This window comes from Streptomyces sp. NPDC029466 (genome assembly GCF_055574515.1).
On record NZ_JBVHZH010000028.1, the window covers coordinates 41586 to 60017 of the forward strand.

At 72.6% G+C, this 18432-nt stretch carries 20 protein-coding genes and 1 pseudogene; 12 read left to right on the plus strand and 9 right to left on the minus strand.

The annotated features are described in order from the left end of the window. Nucleotides 1-48: 48 nt before the first annotated feature. Nucleotides 49-1353 (minus strand): DUF3152 domain-containing protein, encoded by a 1305-nt coding sequence (locus ACZ4XD_RS21635; RefSeq protein WP_468044472.1) that lies wholly within the window; start codon nt 1351-1353, stop codon nt 49-51. 152 nt (nt 1354-1505) lie between these two features. Then, complete coding sequence (locus tag ACZ4XD_RS21640; protein WP_468044368.1) at nt 1506-2528, minus strand: alpha/beta fold hydrolase; 1023 nt, start codon at nt 2526-2528, stop codon at nt 1506-1508. Between the two features lie 170 nt (nt 2529-2698). On the opposite strand from ACZ4XD_RS21640, the gene ACZ4XD_RS21645 reads away from it, so the two are divergent. The 4 genes from ACZ4XD_RS21645 (at nt 2699) to ACZ4XD_RS21660 (ending at nt 4802) form a co-directional block, all read left to right on the plus strand. Beyond that, nucleotides 2699-2917: a hypothetical protein gene (locus ACZ4XD_RS21645; protein ID WP_042148325.1), complete on the plus strand. Its 219-nt coding sequence runs from the start codon at nt 2699-2701 to the stop codon at nt 2915-2917. A gap of 148 nt (nt 2918-3065) precedes the next feature. Further along, entirely contained in the window at nt 3066-3707 is a 642-nt protein-coding gene (locus ACZ4XD_RS21650; protein WP_042148322.1) for a TetR/AcrR family transcriptional regulator, read from the plus strand. A 174-nt stretch (nt 3708-3881) separates the two neighbouring features. Then, nucleotides 3882-4109: a DUF3107 domain-containing protein gene (locus ACZ4XD_RS21655; RefSeq protein WP_018089430.1), complete on the plus strand. Its 228-nt coding sequence runs from the start codon at nt 3882-3884 to the stop codon at nt 4107-4109. A 402-nt stretch (nt 4110-4511) separates the two neighbouring features. Beyond that, nucleotides 4512-4802, plus strand: coding sequence for a hypothetical protein (locus tag ACZ4XD_RS21660; RefSeq protein WP_468044371.1), 291 nt, complete (start codon nt 4512-4514; stop codon nt 4800-4802). 24 nt (nt 4803-4826) lie between these two features. On the opposite strand, the gene ACZ4XD_RS21665 is transcribed toward ACZ4XD_RS21660, so the two are convergent. After that, on the minus strand, nt 4827-5564 hold the full coding sequence (locus ACZ4XD_RS21665; protein ID WP_042148315.1) for a ferritin-like fold-containing protein: 738 nt from the start codon (nt 5562-5564) through the stop codon (nt 4827-4829). A gap of 311 nt (nt 5565-5875) precedes the next feature. Between ACZ4XD_RS21665 and ACZ4XD_RS21670 the strand changes: the two genes are divergently transcribed. From ACZ4XD_RS21670 to ACZ4XD_RS21680, 3 genes are all read left to right on the plus strand, one after another. After that, the gene (locus ACZ4XD_RS21670) at nt 5876-8326 is read left to right on the plus strand and encodes a DEAD/DEAH box helicase (protein WP_468044373.1); all 2451 of its coding nucleotides are present in this window, start codon (nt 5876-5878) and stop codon (nt 8324-8326) included. Nucleotides 8327-8424: 98 nt separating this feature from the next. Beyond that, complete coding sequence (locus tag ACZ4XD_RS21675; protein WP_468044375.1) at nt 8425-9291, plus strand: alpha/beta fold hydrolase; 867 nt, start codon at nt 8425-8427, stop codon at nt 9289-9291. Between the two features lie 146 nt (nt 9292-9437). Next, the gene (locus tag ACZ4XD_RS21680; RefSeq protein ID WP_468044377.1) at nt 9438-9917 is read left to right on the plus strand and encodes an SRPBCC family protein; all 480 of its coding nucleotides are present in this window, start codon (nt 9438-9440) and stop codon (nt 9915-9917) included. Nucleotides 9918-9967: 50 nt separating this feature from the next. Here the strand turns inward: ACZ4XD_RS21680 and ACZ4XD_RS21685 are convergent, their stop codons facing one another. Beyond that, nucleotides 9968-10894: an NYN domain-containing protein gene (locus ACZ4XD_RS21685; protein ID WP_468044379.1), complete on the minus strand. Its 927-nt coding sequence runs from the start codon at nt 10892-10894 to the stop codon at nt 9968-9970. A gap of 204 nt (nt 10895-11098) precedes the next feature. On the opposite strand from ACZ4XD_RS21685, the gene ACZ4XD_RS21690 reads away from it, so the two are divergent. Continuing rightward, complete coding sequence (locus tag ACZ4XD_RS21690; protein WP_085925097.1) at nt 11099-11251, plus strand: hypothetical protein; 153 nt, start codon at nt 11099-11101, stop codon at nt 11249-11251. Nucleotides 11252-11377: 126 nt separating this feature from the next. On the opposite strand, the gene ACZ4XD_RS21695 is transcribed toward ACZ4XD_RS21690, so the two are convergent. From ACZ4XD_RS21695 to ACZ4XD_RS21705, 3 genes are all read right to left on the minus strand, one after another. Then, on the minus strand, nt 11378-11986 hold the full coding sequence (locus ACZ4XD_RS21695; protein WP_468044381.1) for a MarC family protein: 609 nt from the start codon (nt 11984-11986) through the stop codon (nt 11378-11380). Between the two features lie 186 nt (nt 11987-12172). After that, nucleotides 12173-13027, minus strand: a complete 855-nt coding sequence (locus tag ACZ4XD_RS21700) for a PHP domain-containing protein (RefSeq protein ID WP_468044383.1) — start codon at nt 13025-13027, stop codon at nt 12173-12175. Nucleotides 13028-13261: 234 nt separating this feature from the next. Next, nucleotides 13262-13900, minus strand: coding sequence for a DUF6758 family protein (locus ACZ4XD_RS21705; protein ID WP_235468533.1), 639 nt, complete (start codon nt 13898-13900; stop codon nt 13262-13264). Nucleotides 13901-14152: 252 nt separating this feature from the next. Here ACZ4XD_RS21705 and ACZ4XD_RS21710 point away from each other — a divergent pair. Continuing rightward, nucleotides 14153-14350: pseudogene (locus ACZ4XD_RS21710) on the plus strand (MFS transporter); the annotation flags it as partial. After that, complete coding sequence (locus tag ACZ4XD_RS21715; RefSeq protein WP_468044385.1) at nt 14328-14498, plus strand: hypothetical protein; 171 nt, start codon at nt 14328-14330, stop codon at nt 14496-14498. The pseudogene ACZ4XD_RS21710 and the gene ACZ4XD_RS21715, both read left to right, overlap by 23 nt. A gap of 108 nt (nt 14499-14606) precedes the next feature. On the opposite strand, the gene ACZ4XD_RS21720 is transcribed toward ACZ4XD_RS21715, so the two are convergent. Further along, the gene (locus ACZ4XD_RS21720) at nt 14607-15191 is read right to left on the minus strand and encodes a suppressor of fused domain protein (RefSeq protein WP_468044387.1); all 585 of its coding nucleotides are present in this window, start codon (nt 15189-15191) and stop codon (nt 14607-14609) included. A 502-nt stretch (nt 15192-15693) separates the two neighbouring features. Here ACZ4XD_RS21720 and ACZ4XD_RS21725 point away from each other — a divergent pair. Continuing rightward, nucleotides 15694-16803, plus strand: coding sequence for a magnesium and cobalt transport protein CorA (locus ACZ4XD_RS21725; protein WP_468044389.1), 1110 nt, complete (start codon nt 15694-15696; stop codon nt 16801-16803). Nucleotides 16804-16905: 102 nt separating this feature from the next. After that, complete coding sequence (locus tag ACZ4XD_RS21730) at nt 16906-17445, plus strand: hypothetical protein (protein ID WP_468044391.1); 540 nt, start codon at nt 16906-16908, stop codon at nt 17443-17445. A 105-nt stretch (nt 17446-17550) separates the two neighbouring features. Here ACZ4XD_RS21730 and ACZ4XD_RS21735 read toward each other — a convergent pair whose 3' ends face one another. Continuing rightward, nucleotides 17551-18339, minus strand: a complete 789-nt coding sequence (locus ACZ4XD_RS21735; RefSeq protein ID WP_468044393.1) for a hypothetical protein — start codon at nt 18337-18339, stop codon at nt 17551-17553. Nucleotides 18340-18432 lie beyond the last annotated feature (93 nt).

Genomic DNA, 18432 nt, shown 5'->3' on the forward strand with positions numbered 1-18432 from the left:
TCTTCGCGCTATGTGAGGGCGGGAACCCTCCCCGGCGCCGGGGTCCGGTCACCGCTGGGTGGGGAACGGCCAGGAGTTGGGCCGGCAGGTCGCCCCGTCCGTCGTCAGGAACTTGGTCTGCTGCATCATCACCGGGGCCGGCGCGCCCTGCCGGGAGCAGAACTCGTGGTTGTGCCCGAGGCGGTGGCCGACCTCGTGGTTGATCAGCATCTGCCGGTAGGCGTACATCTTGTCGTGGCCATAGGTCCGGGCGCCCTGTGCCCACCGGTAGGCATTGATCATGACCCGCTCGGTCGCCGCGGAGTCACAGGAGACATTGCCCTCGCGGGTGTCGAGGTCGGACTTGGCGCACCACTCCGCGGTGGTCCCCGGACTCGCCAGCGTGATCACGAAATCGGCGTCGCCGGACCCCACCCGCTGGAAGGCCATCTTCCCGCCGTGGGCCCAACTGCGGCTGTCGTTGAGGGTCTTGTGCACCGCCTCGGCGAACAGCTCGCCGTCCAGCGACAGCCCCTCCTCGACATCGACGCGGTAGCGCAGCACCTTGCCCTGGCCGGGCGCCCTGGCGTCACCGCCGACCGGCTTGAAGCGGCCGGTGGCCGTCAGCCTCGCGTCCAGCGGGAAGACCTGGCTCATCTTCTCGTCGTAACTGGCGGGCTTGGCGTCCTGGGTGGGCCTGGCATGCGACCGGGAGGCCTCGTCACCGACCCCGTCGGTACGGTCGTTCCCGCTGCGCGGCTGCGGGTCGGCGCCCTCCTTGTGCTGCTCGGTGACCTGGCCCGCGATGACCACGGCGAGCACGGTGGTCACGGCCGCGGCCGCCGCGCCGGTGAAGGTCCGGCCCTTGCCGCCCTTCACGACGCCGTGCCGCGACTCCTCCGCGTCGAATTCCCCTTCCCCGTCCAGGTCCTGGTCCCCGGCGCCGCCCGGCGCCGTGCCGTCCGCGCCGAAACCGGCCGGCCGGCCGGGCTCGCCGTCCGCCTCCCGGTCGAAGACGACCGAGCGGCCGGTGTACCGGCCGCCTGGGACCGCCCCGTCCGCGCCGGGCCCGTATGCCCCGGCCCGTGGAGCCGCCTTCCGGGGCGCGCCGGCCCGGAACACATCGTCGTCCGGGTCGCTCGCGGCTCCCGGCCCGCCCGGGAACGTCCGGGCGTCGAAGGCCTCGACATACTCGCGCTTCGGTCCGGGCCCGCTGCCCGGCGCGGCGACCGCCGGTCCGCCGGGCATCTCCGCCCGCGGCCGGGGAATCCGCGGCGCGCCCCGGCCGGGCGCGGCCGGGGAGGCCGGCGCCCCGGGGAACTCGCCCCAGCCGCCGCCCGGTTCCCGCTGTTCGGGGTGCCCGCCGCGCACCACATTGCCCTCGAGCGGCTCGCGTCTGCGGCGCCCGGGGCCCGGTCCTGACGAGGTGCCCCCCGAGGGGCCGTTGCCGGGTGGACCGGCCGTCTCCGGGGTGTCCGTTGCGGCTTCCGGCCGGCCTCGGCGGCTATGGCGTCCCACGGGGTGCGTCAGCTCCTGCTCGGATCGGCGGTCACATCGGTCAGGTCACTGTCGAGCAGTTCGCGGACGGCCCGCGCCACTGTCTCCGGGTACTCCATCATCGCCACATGACCCGCCTCCGGCAGCGTCAGCAGTCGCGAACCGCGGAACGCCGCGGCCGCCCGCCGCGCCATCCGGAAGGAGACCAGGCGGTCGCGCCCACCGTAGACGAGAAGGGTGGGGGCGAGCACTCTCTCTGCCTGACGCCACAAATTATGTTGGCCGCCCAGTGTGTAGGCGTTCACCAGACCGCGTGCCGAGCGTTCCATGACCTCCCAGAAGTAGGGAAGTTCGAGCCGGCGCGCGTATTCGTCGACCGCGGCGTTGAACCCTTCGGGGCTGACCCGGCCGGGGTCGCCGTAGCAGAGCGCCAGCACCTCGCGGGTACGGCGCTCGGGCGTCCAGTCCTGGGTGAGCCGGCCGAAGAGCCCGGTGATGCCGGGCACCGCGAGCAGCGCCGTGGGGACCGCCGTCAGCTGCGGGCGCAGCTCGGGCAGCGCCGGGGAGATCAGCGTCAGGGTGCGGACGAGATCGGGGCGCACGGCCGCGACGCGGGTGGCGGCGGCACCGCCCATGGAGTTGCCGATGAGGTGGACGGGGCCGCGCCCGGCCGCGTCGAGGTAGCGGATGACCGCGCGGGCCTGCGCGGAGACGGAGTAGTTGCCGTCGTCCGGCGGCGGGGAGTGCCCGAAGCCGGGCAGGTCGATCGCCTCGCCGTCCACCCGGTCGGCGAGCAGCGGCATCAGGTCCGACCAGTTCTGTGAGGAGCCGCCGAGGCCATGCACGTAGAGCGCGGACTCGCGGCCCCGTCCGGTGTCGGTCGCTGCGCCGCCGTCCTGGGGCGCGGGCGATCCGACGGGTGCCCGTACGGTCAGCGTCAGGCCCGGCAGGGTCACGGTGTGCACCGTCTCCGCCGCGCCGTGCCGGCCGGGGCCGGCCGGGGGCACCGGGAGGGCGGCGGTCGCGGTGTCCGGCGACTCGGTCGAAGACATGGGTCGATGTTACGAGACGATCACGCCCCCGATCGTGTGTCCGCGGTCACACACCGCATCGCGCTGCCGCGGCCACTCTCCTACGCTCGTAGGCGAGGGCAGCCGCCCCGGCCCCTGTTGTCATGCCAGGCACCAGCCGTCGAAGCGAGCACGCGAGAAAGGGAGCCACCATGCGCGTCGACCCGACAGACCCGGACACTTTCGAGGACGAGAGCGACGCCACCGAGTTCGATGTCGAGGCACCGGAAGCGGACGCGGCGGAGCAGTACGCCGACGTCACTCCGCACCGCGATGAGCCGCCGGTCACCGTCGACCCGGACTCCGCGAACGAGGCGGATCGCGCCGAACAGGCCCGCATCGTGGAACTCAACGAAGACGAATACCGATGACCTGGGGCGTTATGTCGGCTTCCGGCGCCGGGGTCAGGCATAAATTCTCAGCCCGGACCGCGCACAGCCGGGTTACCCAAAAGTACGATGGCGGGCGCGGTGCACCATCTTGTACAGGCCGCATACGGAACGATTTCTGGGAGGCAGCGTGAGCGCCATCGAGCAGACCGAGGCGACGCGCCCGCGGGGCACACGCCTGCCACGTCGAGCCCGGCGCAACCAGCTTCTGGGCGCCGCCCAGGAAGTCTTTGTCGCGCAGGGCTACCACGCGGCCGCGATGGACGACATCGCCGAGCGGGCGGGCGTCAGCAAGCCGGTGCTCTACCAGCACTTCCCGGGCAAGCTGGAGCTCTACCTCGCCCTGCTCGACCAGCACTGCGAGTCCCTGCTCCAGTCGGTGCGCGCGGCGCTGGCGTCGACGACCGACAACAAGCAGCGGGTCGCGGCGACGATGGACGCCTACTTCGCGTATGTGGAGGACCCGGGCGGCGCCTTCCGGCTGGTGTTCGAGTCGGACCTCACCAATGACCCGGCGGTCCGTGAGCGGGTGGACAAGGTGTCGCTGGAGTGCGCCGAGGCCATAAGCGCGGTGATCGCCGAGGACACCGGGCTGTCGCAGGACGAGTCGATGCTGCTGGCCGTCGGCCTGGGCGGGGTTTCCCAGGTGGTGGCGCGCTACTGGCTGTCCTCGGAGAGCAAGGTCCCGCGGGACACCGCGGTGCAGCTGCTGACGTCGCTCGCGTGGAAGGGCATCGCCGGCTTCCCGCTCCAGGGCAGCGAGCCGCACTGACCCTGTGCCCGCACGGGCACCGTGCACGCGCCGGCCCTGTTCGCTGCGGGCGTGGCCCATGGCGTCCTGTGCGTCCCCGTACCGGGCTAATGTGTGCTGCGTACGGCGCGGATCATCGCGCATCCTCCCCCAGCTGACGCTGGGGACCCCCAGACCGTCGGAGGGACAAAAGCCGTGGAGGTCAAGATCGGCGTGCAGCACGCGCCCCGCGAGATCATTCTGGAGAGCGGGCAGTCTGCCGAAGAGGTCGAGAGCGCCGTGTCCGACGCGCTGGGCGGCAAGTCACAGCTGCTGAGCCTGGTGGACGACCACGGTCGCAAGGTCCTGGTCCCGGCGGACCGGCTGGCCTATGTGGAGATCGGCGAGCCCACCGCCCGCAAGGTCGGTTTCGGCGCGCTCTGAGCACGGGGCGCCGGCCGCGGCGCCCACAAGGTGACAAGGGCGGCGGCCCGGAGGATTCCCCCTCCGGGCCGCCGCTTTTTCCGTGTCGCTTCCGGGCTCGGCCGCGGCTCCCCCGCTTCCGGGTTCGGCCGCGGCTCCCCCCACCCCCGAACCCACCCCCCGCCCCCTCCCCCGAAGGGGGAGAGGGGGAGGGGGCGGGGGAGGCCGGAACCGCGGCCTCCGCGGCGCCGCTCCCGGCCCCCGCGCGCCGTATTTGCGCAGATCAGACCGTTCGAGTCGGTTCGGCTGGGCTGATCAGGCAGCGGACCGGGGCGGGGAGGGTTGCTGCCGGTGCCCCCTGGGTACGACCGCCTACGACCGATTTGTTCGTCCGGTCGGCGTCGTCACGCGGGAGGGAACAGCATGATCTGGGAAGCGCTCGGTGCCCTGCTCATCGGCTTTGTCATCGCCCTGTCCGCGACGCGATGGCTGCCCGACCGCTTTCCCGCACGCACCCTCACGCTCGCGACGGGCCCGGTCGCGGCGCTGCTCGGCGCCGTGCTGACCCGCGCGATCCTCGGCCCGGGGTATCCCGTCCAGGTGATGTTCGCGTCGGTCGCCGTGGGGGCGGCACTGCTGTCGGTCCTGGTGCGCCCGCCGCACCGGCGCCTTCGGCGGCCGGCCCCGGCGCTGAAGGGGCACCGGACGGCCTGAACCGCCCGGCGCCCCGACAGAACGTCAGGCCGCGAGGCCCAGCGCCGCCATCCGCTTGGTGTGCGCCTCGGTGATCCGCGAGAACATCCGGCCCACCTCGGCCAGGTCGAAGCCGTCGGCGACCCCGCCCACCAGCATCGTGGAGAGCGCGTCGCGGTCCGCGACCACCCGCTGCGCCTGCGAGAGCGCCTCGCCCATCAGCCGGCGCGCCCACAGGGCCAGCCGACCGCCGACCCGCGGCTCGGCCTCGATGGCCGCGCGCACCTTCTCCACGGCGAACGTGGCATGCCCGGTGTCGTCCAGCACGGCCAGCACCAGGCCACGGGTGTCGGAGTCCAGGCGGGCCGCGACCTCGCGGTAGAAGTCACTGGCGATCGAGTCGCCCACATAGGCCTTGACCAGGCCCTCCAGCCAGTCCGACGGCGCGGTCTGGCGGTGGAACTCGTCCAGCGCGGCGGCGAACGGCTCCATCGCCTCGTTCGGCTCCGCCTCGATCTGTGCCAGCCGCTCCCGCAGCCGCTCGAAGTGGTGGAACTCTGCCGAGGCCATCTTGGCCAGTTCGGCCTTGTCGTCCATCGTCGGCGCGAGCTTGGCGTCCTCCGCCAGGCGCTCGAAGGCGGACAGCTCACCGTAGGCGAGCGCGCCGAGCAGATCGATCACGGCGGCCCGGTACTGCGGGTCGGCGGATGCCTGAGCCCAGTCCTGGGCGGCGATCCCGGTGTGTTCTTGCGCGTCAGCCGCGGCGTTGTCAGGCGTTCCCATGACCGGCACAATAGCCCGCTCGGCGGTTCGGGGAAGGCCCTGGTCAGCCACTGCCGTTCCCTCGTACGAACGACGGTCGTAGCGGACGCTCGGGCGCCGGACCTGGCCGTGATGTATTCCTCACTCATACAAGCCTTCGGATGGGCGCGCCATATCCGGGGTACAGTGGTATTTGGACCTGCCGAGTATCGGTGGGTCGTTCCACGAAGCGGATGCCCGGTCGGTGGCCCGATCGGCTCCAAACCGACCGCCCTCTTTTGCGGCGCGTAGCAGACATACGCACAGCAGGAGGGACACCGCTCGCGGCAGGAGTGCCTGAGCGTTGGCAGTGGTCCCGCCCCACCGGCCGCCTCAGGCCGGCCCGTACGAACCCGTACGAAGGTGCGGTACGACCCCCTTCGCCGCCTCACGCCGCGTCTCACAGAAGAGGCAAGATTCTGTCTACATTTCGAGACCTCGGGATTTTCCCCGAGACGGCCGAGGCGCTGGAAGCCGTCGGCATCATCTCCCCCTTTCCCATCCAGGAGCTGACGCTCCCCGTCGCCCTCTCCGGCAACGACGTCATCGGCCAGGCCAAGACCGGCACGGGTAAGACCCTGGGCTTCGGCCTGCCGCTCCTCGAGCGCGTCACGGTCCCCGCGGACGTCGAGGCGGGCCGCGCACAGCCCGAGCAGCTGACCGAGGCCCCGCAGGCCCTGGTGGTCGTGCCCACCCGCGAGCTGTGCCAGCAGGTCACCAACGATCTGCTCACCGCCGGCAAGGTGCGCAATGTCCGGGTGCTGGCCATTTACGGCGGCCGTGCCTACGAGCCGCAGGTCGAGGCGCTGAAGAAGGGCGTCGACGTGGTCGTCGGCACGCCCGGCCGGCTGCTCGACCTCGCCGGCCAGCGCAAGCTCAACCTCTCCCAGGTCAAGAGCCTGGTGCTGGACGAGGCCGACGAGATGCTCGACCTGGGCTTCCTGCCCGACGTCGAGAAGATCATCCAGCTGCTGCCGGTCAAGCGGCAGACGATGCTGTTCTCCGCGACCATGCCCGGCCAGGTCATCTCCCTGGCCCGCCGCTACATGTCGCAGCCCACGCACATCCGCGCCACCGCGCCGGACGACGAGGGCCAGACCGTCCGCAACACCACCCAGCACGTCTTCCGCGCGCACTCCATGGACAAGCCGGAGATGGTCGCCCGCATCCTCCAGGCCGAGGGCCGGGGCCTGGCGATGGTGTTCTGCCGTACGAAGCGGACCGCCGCCGATATCGCCGACCAGCTCGCGCGCCGCGGCTTCGCCTCCGGCGCGGTGCACGGCGACCTCGGCCAGGGCGCCCGTGAGCAGGCGCTGCGCGCCTTCCGCAACGGCAAGGTCGATGTCCTGGTCTGCACCGACGTCGCCGCCCGCGGCATCGACGTCGAGGGTGTGACCCATGTCATCAACTACCAGTCGCCCGAGGACGAGAAGACCTATCTGCACCGCATCGGCCGTACGGGCCGGGCGGGTGCCAAGGGCACCGCGGTCACCCTCGTCGACTGGGACGACATCCCGCGCTGGAAGCTGATCAACAAGGCGCTGGACCTGGCGTTCGACGAGCCGGAGGAGACCTACTCCACCTCGCCGCATCTCTACGCGCAGCTGAACATCCCCGAGGGCACCAAGGGCGTGCTGCCGCGCGCCGAGCGCACCCGGGCCGGGCTGGCCGCGGAAGAGGTCGAGGACCTGGGCGAGACCGGCGGCCGGGGCCGTGGTCCCCGTAAGGGCGCCGTCGTCGAGGAGGAGCGCCCCGCACGCACCCGTACCCCGCGGCAGCGCCGCCGCACCCGTGGCGGCTCCGCACTGGACGGCCCGGCCGACGCGACGACGCAGGCGACCGGGTCGCCCGCCGCCGAGGGCACCAAGGGCTCCGAGGGCACGGACGCCGCCGGACCGCGGCAGCCGCGCCGGCGTCGCCGTACCCGCTCGGGTCAGTCCGGTGCCGTGACGGCGCCGGTCACCGAGGCCGCGGCCACCGTCGCCGAGGCGGCCGAGCCCGCCCCCGTGGTGACCGAGGCCCCCGCCGTGGCGACCAAGCCCGCCGGCAGGGCGACCAAGTCCGCCGCCAAGGTGGCCGAGGCCGCCGTGGTGACCGAGGCTCCGGCCGAGGCCACCGCGCCGCGCCGCCGCCGTGCCCGGGTCGTCCGCCCGGTGGAGACCGAGAGCTTCCAGACCGTCGAGACCGCCGCCCGGGCGCTCGCCGCGGAGCGCTCGGCGGCCGCCGCGGCCGTCACGGAGCCCGTCGAGGCGCCGGCCAAGCCGCGCCGCCGTACCCGCAGCGCCGCCAAGGCCGCCGTGGAGACGGCACCGGCAGCGGTGACGGAGACCGTGGCCGCGGACACCGTGGTGGACGCGCCGGCCAAGCCGAAGCGGACCCGTAAGACCGCTGCTGCCAAGGCCGCCGAGGCCACGGTGGACGCGGCCGAGGGCGCCGTGGAGGCTCCCGCCAAGCCGAAGCGGACCCGTAAGACCGCTGCTGCCAAGGCCGCCGAGGCCGCGGTGGACACCGCCGAGGGCACCGAGGCCGCACCGGCCAAGCCGAAGCGCACCCGGAAGACCGCCGCCGCGAAGGCCACGGCGGACGCCCCGGCCGCCGAGGACGCCCCGGCCAAGCCGAAGCGGACGCGCAAGAGCGCCGCCGCCAAGCCGGCCGCGGACGCGGCGGAGGCCGCCGAGGCCAAGCCGGTGCGCCGCCGCACCCGCGCCAAGGCCACCGCGGCCGAGGCCACGCCCGAGGGCTGACCCTCCTTCACGCCGACGACCCGGACCCGCCCCGCGCGGGTGCCGGGTCGTCGGCGTCCCGCCCCCGTTTTGCCGCCCGGCCCGGATAACCTCACCTCATGAGCAGGCCGCCCACCCTCACACTGCCCCCGTGCGCCCGTGCGTACCGACTCGACACCGAGCGCGGCTCGTTCGCCGTGCAGGACGCCCGGCCCGAGGCCGCACCGATCGGGACCGCCCTGTTGGTGCCCGGATTCACCGGCAGCAAGGAGGACTTCGTCGCCTTGCTGGAACCCCTCGCAGCGGCCGGGTTCCGGGCGGTCGCGGTGGACGGCCGCGGCCAGCACGAATCCCCCGGGCCGCGCGAGGAACAGGCTTACGCACAACGGGAGTTGGCGCTCGATGTGCTGGCGCAGGCGCGGGCCGTGCGGGAGCCGGACAGCGGGCCGGTCCATCTGCTGGGGCACTCCCTGGGCGGGCTGATCACCCGGGCCGCGGTGCTGCTGGACGCGTCCCCGTTCCGCTCGCTGACCGTGCTCAGCTCCGGGCCCGCGGCCATCGAGGCGTCCCAGCAGGCCCGGGTGCGGATGCTGATCGACGCGCTCGGCCGGCTCGACATGGAGAGCGTCTGGCGGGCGATGCGCGAACTGGATCCCCCGGAGGCGGCGGACGCGGCGACCCCGCCGGAGATCGGCGCGTTCCTGCACCGTCGTTGGCTGAACACCGTGCCCGAGCAGCTGATCGCGACCGGCCGGCAGATGCTGGAGGAGCCCGACCGGGTGGCGGAGCTGGCCCGTACGGGGCTGGCCACCCATGTGGTCTCCGGAGCCGTCGACTATGCCTGGCCGGTGGCGTGGATGGACGCGATGGCCGAGCGGCTGTCCGCCCGGCGCACCGTCATCGAGGGCGCCGAGCACTCCCCCAACGCCGAGCGTCCGGAGAAGACGGCCGAGGCACTGGCGGGGTTCTGGAGCGGGGTGGGCTGAGGGCCGGGCCGCCCGCGCCGCCGCCGGTCCGGGTGGGCCGAGCGGACGGTGTCGCCAGGACAGCGCCCGGTGGTTGGGCGAGCATCGAGGGAGGCGGGCCGGCACCGGCGCCCGGCCCGCACCGGCTTCGTACGAAGGGCTCCCCCATGACCGAGAATCCGGCGACACCGGACGACACCGAAGGCGGCCCGCACGGCATCGCGCTCACCCGGACCTTCGATGCCCGCCGTGAGCTGGTCTTCGAGGCGTGGACCAGGCCGGAGCACTTCGGGTACTGGTTCGGCGGGGAGCTGCCGGTGCCGGCCGACCGGATGACGATGGATCCCCGGCCCGGCGGGATCTGGAGCCTGGTGATGCGGACCCCGGACGGCGGCGAGCTGCCGTTCTCCGGGGTCTACCGCGAGGTCGTCCCGCCGGAGCGGCTGGAGTTCACCCTCAAGGACGCGACCGCGCCGGACGGTATCGAGGGCGAGATCGTCCGGGTCACCCTGACCGACCTCGGGGACCGCACGGAGATGGCCTTCCGTCAGCTCGGGGGCAATCTCACCTCCGAGCAGTACCGCCAGGCGGAGGCGGGCTGGTCGGGCTTCTTCGACCGCCTCGCGGAGCTGCTCGCGCGGGCCTGATCCCGCCCCGCTCCGGCCGGGCACCGCAGGGACGCGCCCCGGAACGTCCGCTAATACTGCCCCTGCACGTGATCCCAGAAGCCGTCGCGCAGCACACGGCGCAGATCGGCATGGCCGCGCAGGGAGTGCCGCAGCAGTGCCTCCGAGGCGGTCAGGAGTTCCTGGTCGACGGCACCGGGCAGATACGGGTGACCGGGGAGCAGTCCGGCCACCCACTCGCGGCCGCGTTCCGACAGCCACTGGGCGGCGACCTGCGCGCCGACGAAGCGCACGTCCTCACGGCTGGGCGCCGGCCCCTCGCCCACCGTCTGGTCGGCGCACTCGACACCGGCCCGCCGGGTGACGTACGGCTTGCAGAACTCCAGGTCGAAGGTGCGGGTGCTGTCGACCTCCCACAGCAGCGGCTCGGCCTGATTGCGGCCGCCGGAGGCTTCGATGCCCCACAGGTGCACCCGCGCGCCGTAGCCCTGGGCCGCCTCGACCGCCGAGACCAGGTCCTCGTCGCCGCCGATCAGCACCGCGTCGCTGATCGCCCGGTGCCGGGCCAGCGACTCCAGGTCCGAACGGATCAGGGAGTCGACGCCCTTCTGCTGATTGTTGGCGTTGAGATTGCCGAGCCGGACCTTCACGTCGGGCAGCTCGGCGATCCGCTGCTGCTCCTGGGTGTGGATCCGGCGGCGGGCACCGTCGTACCAGTACACGCGCAGCAGCCGGCTGTCCGGGAAGATCATCCGGGCCTTGTCAATGAAGGCCTCGATGAGCCCTTCCGCGTCCAGGTCGAAGGCCTTGCGGTCCTCCGTGCCGGCGACCAGCCGTCCCGCGGCGGCGTAGACATAGCCCGCGTCCACGAAGGCCGCGTGGGTGGACGGGGTGGTGGCGACCTCGGCGAGCACCCGGGTGAGCAGCTCATTGGTGCGCTCGATCCCGGCGGCGAGAGCGGTGAGGTCGGTGGGGCCCGTGGGCTGGACGTCATTCATACCGGACCCATTGTCCGGGCCGTCACTCTGCGGGCACAACCGTTCTCCGCCAGGCGTACTTAGACCGTCGAAATTTTTCTTTAGCGTAGGGAATGATTGCACCGGGGAGGATGTTCTCTCTGTATGGAGCGCCCGGCAGCGACGCCGGGCAGCGCCGACTCAAAGGAGTTCTCCGCAGGAGGATCAGACGAAGGGAGAAGCCGTATGCGCTTCGAGATCATGCGCCTGGACGATGTCGACGGCACCGCCGTGGACAGCACCGTCGTGGACGCCGCCTCCGTCAACCGGATCGTGCAGCAGGCCGCCTCAACCGGCCAGCGCATCTATATCCGCCCGGCCGACACCGCCGTCCGTTAACACCTTTTCCGCCGCCCGGTAACGCGCCGGACCGGCAGCCGGCCGCCGATCGGCCGCACCCGCACGAACGCCCCCGTACGCACAGGCCGTACGGGGGCGTCGCGCGTTTCACGGCAGTGCGCGGCGTCAGGCGGCCGCCTGGATCACCTGGAGAACGCCGTTGATGATCTGCTGCACGGCGAGCGCGGAGAGCATCATGCCCGCCAGCCGCGTGACCAGGACCACGCCACCGTCCTTGATCACGCGGATGATCACCAGCGAGAACCGCATCACCAGATACAGCACCACATGGATCGCCGCGATCGCCGCCCAGACGGAGATCTGCGCGGCGGCACCGTGGGCGTGCTGCACCGCGAGGATCACCGACACGATCGCCCCGGGCCCGGCCAGCAGCGGCATCCCCAGCGGCACCAGCGCCACATTGACGTCCTTGGTCTGGGTCGGCTCCTCCGACTTCCCGGTCAGCAGGTCCAGCGCGACCAGCAGGAGCAGCAGACCGCCCGCGATCATCAGCGCGGGCGTGGAGATGTGCAGCCGCCCCAGGATCTGCCGGCCGAAGAGGCCGAAGAGGGCGATGACGCAGAAGGCGACGGCGGCGGCCTGCCAGGCCATCCGGCGCTGCACCTTGGCCGGCCGGCCGGAGGTCAGGGCCAGGAAGATCGGGGTGATCCCCGGCGGATCCATGATCACGAACAGGGTGACGAAGAGAGTACTGAAGACGGCGATGTCGAACACGGTGAAGGCCTTGCGAGAGGTGGTACGGGCGGAACCACGGGCCGGCGCGGTGGGCGCGGGCCCGTAAGGAGGGGGTGGTGGGGCGGCGGGCAGGCAGGGGCGTGCACCTCGCCCGGACGGGAAACGGCCCGGTGGGGACGGTCCGGCGGACCGGGGCACGGGGGTGCGGCAGCGGCCGCGGCGGGGTCAGCCGCCGGTGCCGGGAACGGGGAAGGCGCCGGTCGCGCGGCGCACGATCTCGCCGTAGATCTCGGGGTCGGTGGTGTATTCGCCGAGGCGACAGGTCTTACGGCTGCCGTGGTAGTCACTGGAGCCGGTGGCCAGCAGGCCGAGGTCGGCGGCCATCCCGCGCAGCCGCGCGCGGGTCGGGGTGTCGTGGTCCATGTGGTCGACCTCGATGCCGTCGAGGCCGGCCGCGGCGAGTTCGGCGATCGCGCTCTCCGGTACGCAGCTGCCGCGCTTGACGGCCAGCGGATGCGCGAAGACGGTGACCCCGCCCGCCGCCTTGACCAGCCGGATCGCGTCGAACGGGTCGAGCTCGTGCTTCTCCACGTACGCCCGGCCGTCGTTGGCGAGCCACTCGGAGGTGAAGGCGTCGGAGACGGAGGGCACCACGCCCAGGTCGACGAGGGCGGTGGCGATATGCGGCCGTCCCACGGCGCCGTCCCCGGCGATCCGGGCGACCTGCTCCCAGGTGACCGGCACCCCGAGGTCCCGCAGCTTGGCGACCATGCCCTGGGCCCGCGGCACCCGGTCGTCCCGCACCAGCTCCCGCTCGCGGGCGAGCTCGGGCTCCTCGGGGTCGAAGAGGTAGGCGAGCATATGGAGGCTCACCCCGTCGAGCCGGCAGGAGAGTTCGGCGCCGGTGATCAGCGTCAGTCCCGCGGGCAGCGCCGCCCGCGCCTCGGTGTGGCCGCCGACGGTGTCGTGGTCGGTCAGCGCGACGACGTCCAGCCCGGCCGCCGCGGCGTTGCGCACCAGCTCGGCGGGGGTGTCCGTACCGTCGGAGGCCGTGGAGTGGGTGTGCAGATCGATACGCACGACACGGACTCCAGACTGCTGCGGGACGGACGGGGACGGGGCCCGGCGAAACACCGGGGACAGGTACACCGTAAGGGGACCTCAGAAGGATACCGGGCGGCCGGACGGCACCCGGCCCCGGCGGACGGCGGCAGCGCCCCGCCCGAGAACCCGGCACCCGGCACCCGGCACCCGGCGGTCAGCCGTCAGCCGTCAGCCGTCAGCCGTCAGCCGTCAGCCGTCAGCCGTCAGCCGTCAGCCCAGGATCCGCGGCGAGAGCGCCCCGCACGGCAGCAGATCCACCTCGGCGCCCGCCTCGCGCAGGTCGGTCAGCACCAGCTCGTCGTACATCATCAGCCCCGACTGCTCGGGCCAGGCGATCGCCCACAGCCACAGCCCGCGCGCCTCGCCCGCGAACACCGCACGGTCCGGGGGCGCGTCGTCGAGGTGCCACAGCGGGGTCGGGCGGCCGGCGGCGAGCACCTTGCCGTGCGGGTGCTTGTCGACGCAGAGGTGCGGGCCGGGGTCGGGGCCGTCGATACCGGCGTAGCGCGCGCCGAGTCCGACGCCCAGCTCCTCGGCGATCAGCAGCAGTTCGCCGGGGCCGCCGAGCGGTCCGGGGCCCGTACAGGCCACCGCGGTCGCCCGCCCGCCGCTGCGGTCGTCACCGGCGCAGGCCACCCCGGTGAACAGCCAGCCGACCGGGAGCGGCCAGGGCATCCATACGGGCACCTGGGCGCGGTGCACGACAACGCCGAGCGCCTCGACGCTCGGCGGGACGACCGGCTGGAGCGGATGCACGGTGCCGTGCAGGGCGCACTGCCAGGTGTCGGAGAAGAGACCGGGCGCCCTTACCCGGCCTCCGCACTTCGGGCAACTGGGTTCGCCCCTCATAGGGACCAACGGTCCTCCAGCCCCGCCGCCGCGTCAAGGACGATCACCCCACCGGTGTGCCCCGAATCACTTACGCCGGCGCGCATTTGACCGCATCCCGAGGTCCGTCCGCCCCCGCCGCAGAACTAGTTGCAGCTTGCACTCTTTAGATCGCCTAACTTATTGTGTGTAAACGTCAACGATCTCGGCGGGCCGTACCGGGCCGCCGCGGACCAGGGATGGGCAACCGGCAACAGGAAGGGGAACCGCAGCATGAGCGGCACGAAGAACGGCGGCCACGGCGGCGCGGACGATCCGTTCGAGGAGGGCGGCACCTCCTTGCTCCGCCAGCCGAAGGCCGTCTGGGCCACGGCGGGGGCCTCGGTCGTGGCCTTCATGGGCATCGGCCTCGTCGACCCGATCCTCCCCTCGATCGCCCGCGGCCTGCATGCCACCAACAGCCAGGTCTCCCATCCATCTCCCCTTCGTGGTCGCGGCCGTCGCGGCGGTGCTCGGCGCCGGCATCGTCGCCGTCCGGCGCCGGGCGCTGACCATCGGGGCCGAGGAGCAGGCACCGCGGCACGCGACGGAGGACGGGGTCACCGCCTTCGCCCGGTGAGGCACACCGGGCCGCAGCAACCCGCCCGGACCAACAGGCAAACTGACGCCCCGTCGGCTCTCCCTTCCGGAGGGCCGACGGGGCGTACTGCTGCCGGCAGCGCGCGGATCAGTCGAGCGGGACGCCCGGGCGCAGCGGATCGCGCAGATCCGTGCCGTGCTCCAGCCAGCGCTTCTCCAGGGCCTCGGCGCCGTGCACCCGCTTCCAGGCCGCCTCGTTGGGCGTCATCGGCAGCAGCGGCAGAAAGCGGACCGGCTCCCTCGGCTCGTCCAGTTCGAGATCCTCGACGAGACCACCGGGCGCCGCGACCAGCACCGAGGTGAACGTCGCACCCGGCCACAGCGGATCCCCCACGTCCAGCGAGGCGCCGGGCGCCACGACCACCCCCTCGACCTGCGGGGACGCGGCGAGCACGGCGAGCGGCCGGAGCACCTTGTCGGTGTCGGCGAGACCGCCCCGTACGGACAGCAGGAGTTCGGCCCGCGGACCGCGGAGCGGGTCGGCCACCACGGTCGTGGGGTCGGCCATGGGCTGCGCGGACATCCCGAGCGTGGCGTAACGGACCACCCCGCTGTCCACGAAGCGGAGGACCTCGATACGGTCGGTCCCGAGGAAGGTGACGGCGGCGCGCGCGTCCGGCTCGCCCAGGGCGGTCCGCAACCGGGCTTCGACCAGCTCAAGAACGTCAGACATGGCGCGAGCATACGGCCGGCCACCCGTTCGGCCGTCACCCCTCCATGTGCTGTTGTGCGACGCGCTCGTTCTTCGTATGGAACGGGCAAAGCGGCACCGCAACGCTTCAGGCGGCTGATAGCCTTGCCGTCTGGTCAGGGAATGACGTCGTCCCCCAACGGGGACCGGCCGGAGGAGGTGGGGCTGCGGTGGATCCGAGTCGACCGTGCAGTACCGATAGTTCTCCCGTCATCCCCCTCGCGCAGCGAATCTCCTGATCCGAGAGCTTCCGTACCCCGCCGCTCAGCGGTGAAACCAGGGAAGCACCTTTGCGCCGGAAGTAGATGCCGGAAGAGCGCCTTCGACTCTTTGTTCCGTGTTTTCTGCGAACTGCCGTCAGTGCCCCCGCACGGAGCGCCGCCCGCTTTGCGGACGTACAGCCGATGACGCCTCGTACGTCCACGTTCCGGGCAGCGTTGCCCCCCGCGCCCGCGCTGACGGCCGGCCCGTGAAGGAGCCTGCCATGTCGATGATCCGCGACCTGCGCGCCGCCGTCCGTCCCTCCCGGCGTCGCGACGACCGTCCCTACCCCTATGAGTCCGCCCCGGCCTGCGTGAACAGCGCCATCGTCGACTGCGGTGTCTACCGCGAGGGCCGCCGGGTGAGCGAGCACGTCACCCCGGCCCAGGCCATGGCCAGTGTGCGCAGCGAGGGTGGCTTCGCCTGGATCGGCCTGCATGAGCCGACCGAGGCCGAATTCGCCGGTATCGCCCAGGAGTTCGGGTTGCACCCGCTCGCCGTCGAGGACGCCGTGCACGCCCACCAGCGGCCCAAGCTGGAGCGTTACGACGAGACCCTGTTCACCGTCTTCAAGACGGTCCACTACGTCGAGCACACCGAGCTGACCGCGACCAGCGAGGTCGTGGAGACCGGCGAGGTGATGTGCTTCACCGGCCGGGACTTCATCGTGACCGTGCGGCACGGCGGCCAGGGCTCGCTGCGCGCGCTGCGGCACCGGCTCCAGGACGACCCGGAGCTGCTGGCCAAGGGGCCGTCCGCGGTGCTGCACGCCATCGCCGACCAGGTCGTCGACGGCTATATGGCGGTGGCCGGTGCGGTGCAGGACGACATCGACGAGGTGGAGATCGATGTCTTCAGCTCCGGCACCAACGGCAAGGGCTCCCCGAAGGGCGGCGACGCCGGGCGGATCTACCAACTCAAGCGTGAGGTGCTGGAGTTCAAGCGGGCGGTGTCGCCGCTGCTGCGGCCGATGCAGTTGCTGAGCGAGCGTCCGATGCGGCTGGTGGACTCCGACATCCAGAAGTACTTCCGGGATGTCGCCGACCACTTGGCGCGGGTCAACGAGCAGGTGCTGTCCTTCGACGATCTGCTCAACTCCATCCTTCAGGCCAACCTCGCGCAGGCCGCCGTCGCGCAGAACGAGGACATGCGCAAGATCACGGCATGGGCGGCGATCTTCGCCGTACCGACGATGATCGCCGGGATCTACGGCATGAACTTCGACTACATGCCGGAGACGCACTGGGAGTACGGCTACCCCGCGGTGCTGCTGGTGACGGCCGCGATCTGTGTCGGCATTCACCGCGGGTTCAAGCGCAACGGGTGGCTGTGACCCCGGCGCCGGCCCCGGGCGCCGGTGCGGGCGCGGCGTCCGCGCATCTCAGCGCCTGGGCGGCCCCCGTCGCCCGGGGCAGGGGCGATTAGGCTGAGCCGTATGACGGAGACCGTGTCGCAGGCCCTGCACGATCGGGCGCTCATCGAAGAGGCCACGAAGAAGTCCGGCCTCATCTGGGTACGGGGGACGGCCGGCCCGTCCCGTGCGCTGTGGCATCTGTGGCTCGACGGAGCCGCCTGCCTCATCGGGGACGGCGCCGGCGAGCAGCCGCTGGCCGACCTCGGGCTGGCCGACGGCGGGACGGCGACGGTCACCGTCCGCAGCAAGGACAAGGGCGGCCGGCTGGTCGCCTGGCAGGCCCGGGTCGTCGAACTGGCGCCGGAGAGCGAGCCCTGGCGGGCCGCGGTCGACGAGCTCAAGGGCAAGCGGCTGAACGCGCCGGACGCGGACACCCTCACGGAGCGCTGGGCGCGCGAGTGCCGGGTGCTGCGGCTGGAGCCGACCGGGGAGACCACCCAGCGCCCCGGACAGATGCCGGCGGAGTCGCACGCCGTGCCGCCACTGGCGAGCCCCGCGATCACCCGCCGCCCGGTCCCGGCCGCGCTGCCGAAGCTGCTGCGGCGGGGGCGCAAGGGCTGAAACCCGGGCGGCCGTCAGGGGCCCGTCCCGCCCGCCGGCCGGGCGTGCTCCGGTGCGCCGCGGCGAGAGGCGGGCGGGACCAGGAAGACAGGACGACGACAGGCCCTAGTGGTCCCCGCCGGAGATCCGGGTGCCGTAGTCCACGACCTGGTCCTTGTCCGGGGCCTTGAGGTCCACGCTCTTGCCCCAGTCGGCCATCCGCACGACGCCCGCGTCGCCGGCCCGGTGCAGCCGCAGCGGGTAGGGCGTGCCCTCCAGTGAGACATCGAGGGTGCCGCCGGAGCCCGCGCCGGCGGTGAGCCGGAGGGTGCGGACCCCGTCGAGCTCACCGCGGTTCCCTGCGGTCAGCTTGCCGTGCAGGCCGAGCAGACCGGCGAGCAGGGTGTCCTTGTCGGTGAAGCCGCTGAAGCGCTTGTAGACCGGGTCCTTGGCGGGCACCTTGACGTATTTGCCGCCGAGCTTCTGCGCCGCCGCCTGGTCGGGCGTGCCCGACCTGCCGTTCTTCTCACCGGCCCAGAAGGCCGCGTCGGCCTTCAGATAGAGGGACTCGCCGACCCGCAGCAGTTGGAAGGCGGCCGCCTTGGTGGTCAGCTCGCCCTTGGCGCCGTCCTTCGCCAGGCTCATGTCGAGCTTGTAGGTGCGGCCCTGGCTGACGACATTGCCGGAGAGGTGCACCGTCTCGGCGCGCTGGGCCGCGGCCCGCGCCTTGGCCTCGACCTTCGCGGCCGGCAGCTTTCCCATGCCGTTGGTGCCGGCGTCCGGATCGACCTCCTCGCCGCAGCCGGTCAGCGCCACGGCCAGTGCCGCGCAGGCCGCCCCCACGAGCGCGGCCCGTCCCGTACGACGGGTTCCGGGCAGGGTTCGGGGGCCGGACCCCGGGGGGATTGCGCTCACGTCGGCTCGGCCTCCTGATGCGGGTGATCTCGGCAGCAGTACGGCAGCGTACCTGGGCCGCGCCGGGTCGTCGGCGGGGTGCGTGGCGGTCAC

Bases quoted from the DNA above. Each gene is read 5' to 3' on its own strand.
- ACZ4XD_RS21640 (WP_468044368.1), bottom strand. From the start codon at position 2,528: ATGTCTTCGACCGAGTCGCCGGACACCGCGACCGCCGCCCTCCCGGTG.
- ACZ4XD_RS21645 (WP_042148325.1), top strand. From the start codon at position 2,699: ATGCGCGTCGACCCGACAGACCCGGACACTTTCGAGGACGAGAGCGAC.
- ACZ4XD_RS21660 (WP_468044371.1), top strand. From the start codon at position 4,512: ATGATCTGGGAAGCGCTCGGTGCCCTGCTCATCGGCTTTGTCATCGCC.
- ACZ4XD_RS21665 (WP_042148315.1), bottom strand. From the start codon at position 5,564: ATGGGAACGCCTGACAACGCCGCGGCTGACGCGCAAGAACACACCGGG.
- ACZ4XD_RS21675 (WP_468044375.1), top strand. From the start codon at position 8,425: ATGAGCAGGCCGCCCACCCTCACACTGCCCCCGTGCGCCCGTGCGTAC.
- ACZ4XD_RS21680 (WP_468044377.1), top strand. From the start codon at position 9,438: ATGACCGAGAATCCGGCGACACCGGACGACACCGAAGGCGGCCCGCAC.
- ACZ4XD_RS21685 (WP_468044379.1), bottom strand. From the start codon at position 10,894: ATGAATGACGTCCAGCCCACGGGCCCCACCGACCTCACCGCTCTCGCC.
- ACZ4XD_RS21690 (WP_085925097.1), top strand. From the start codon at position 11,099: ATGCGCTTCGAGATCATGCGCCTGGACGATGTCGACGGCACCGCCGTG.
- ACZ4XD_RS21705 (WP_235468533.1), bottom strand. From the start codon at position 13,900: ATGAGGGGCGAACCCAGTTGCCCGAAGTGCGGAGGCCGGGTAAGGGCG.
- ACZ4XD_RS21715 (WP_468044385.1), top strand. From the start codon at position 14,328: ATGCCACCAACAGCCAGGTCTCCCATCCATCTCCCCTTCGTGGTCGCG.
- ACZ4XD_RS21720 (WP_468044387.1), bottom strand. From the start codon at position 15,191: ATGTCTGACGTTCTTGAGCTGGTCGAAGCCCGGTTGCGGACCGCCCTG.
- ACZ4XD_RS21725 (WP_468044389.1), top strand. From the start codon at position 15,694: ATGTCGATGATCCGCGACCTGCGCGCCGCCGTCCGTCCCTCCCGGCGT.
- ACZ4XD_RS21730 (WP_468044391.1), top strand. From the start codon at position 16,906: ATGACGGAGACCGTGTCGCAGGCCCTGCACGATCGGGCGCTCATCGAA.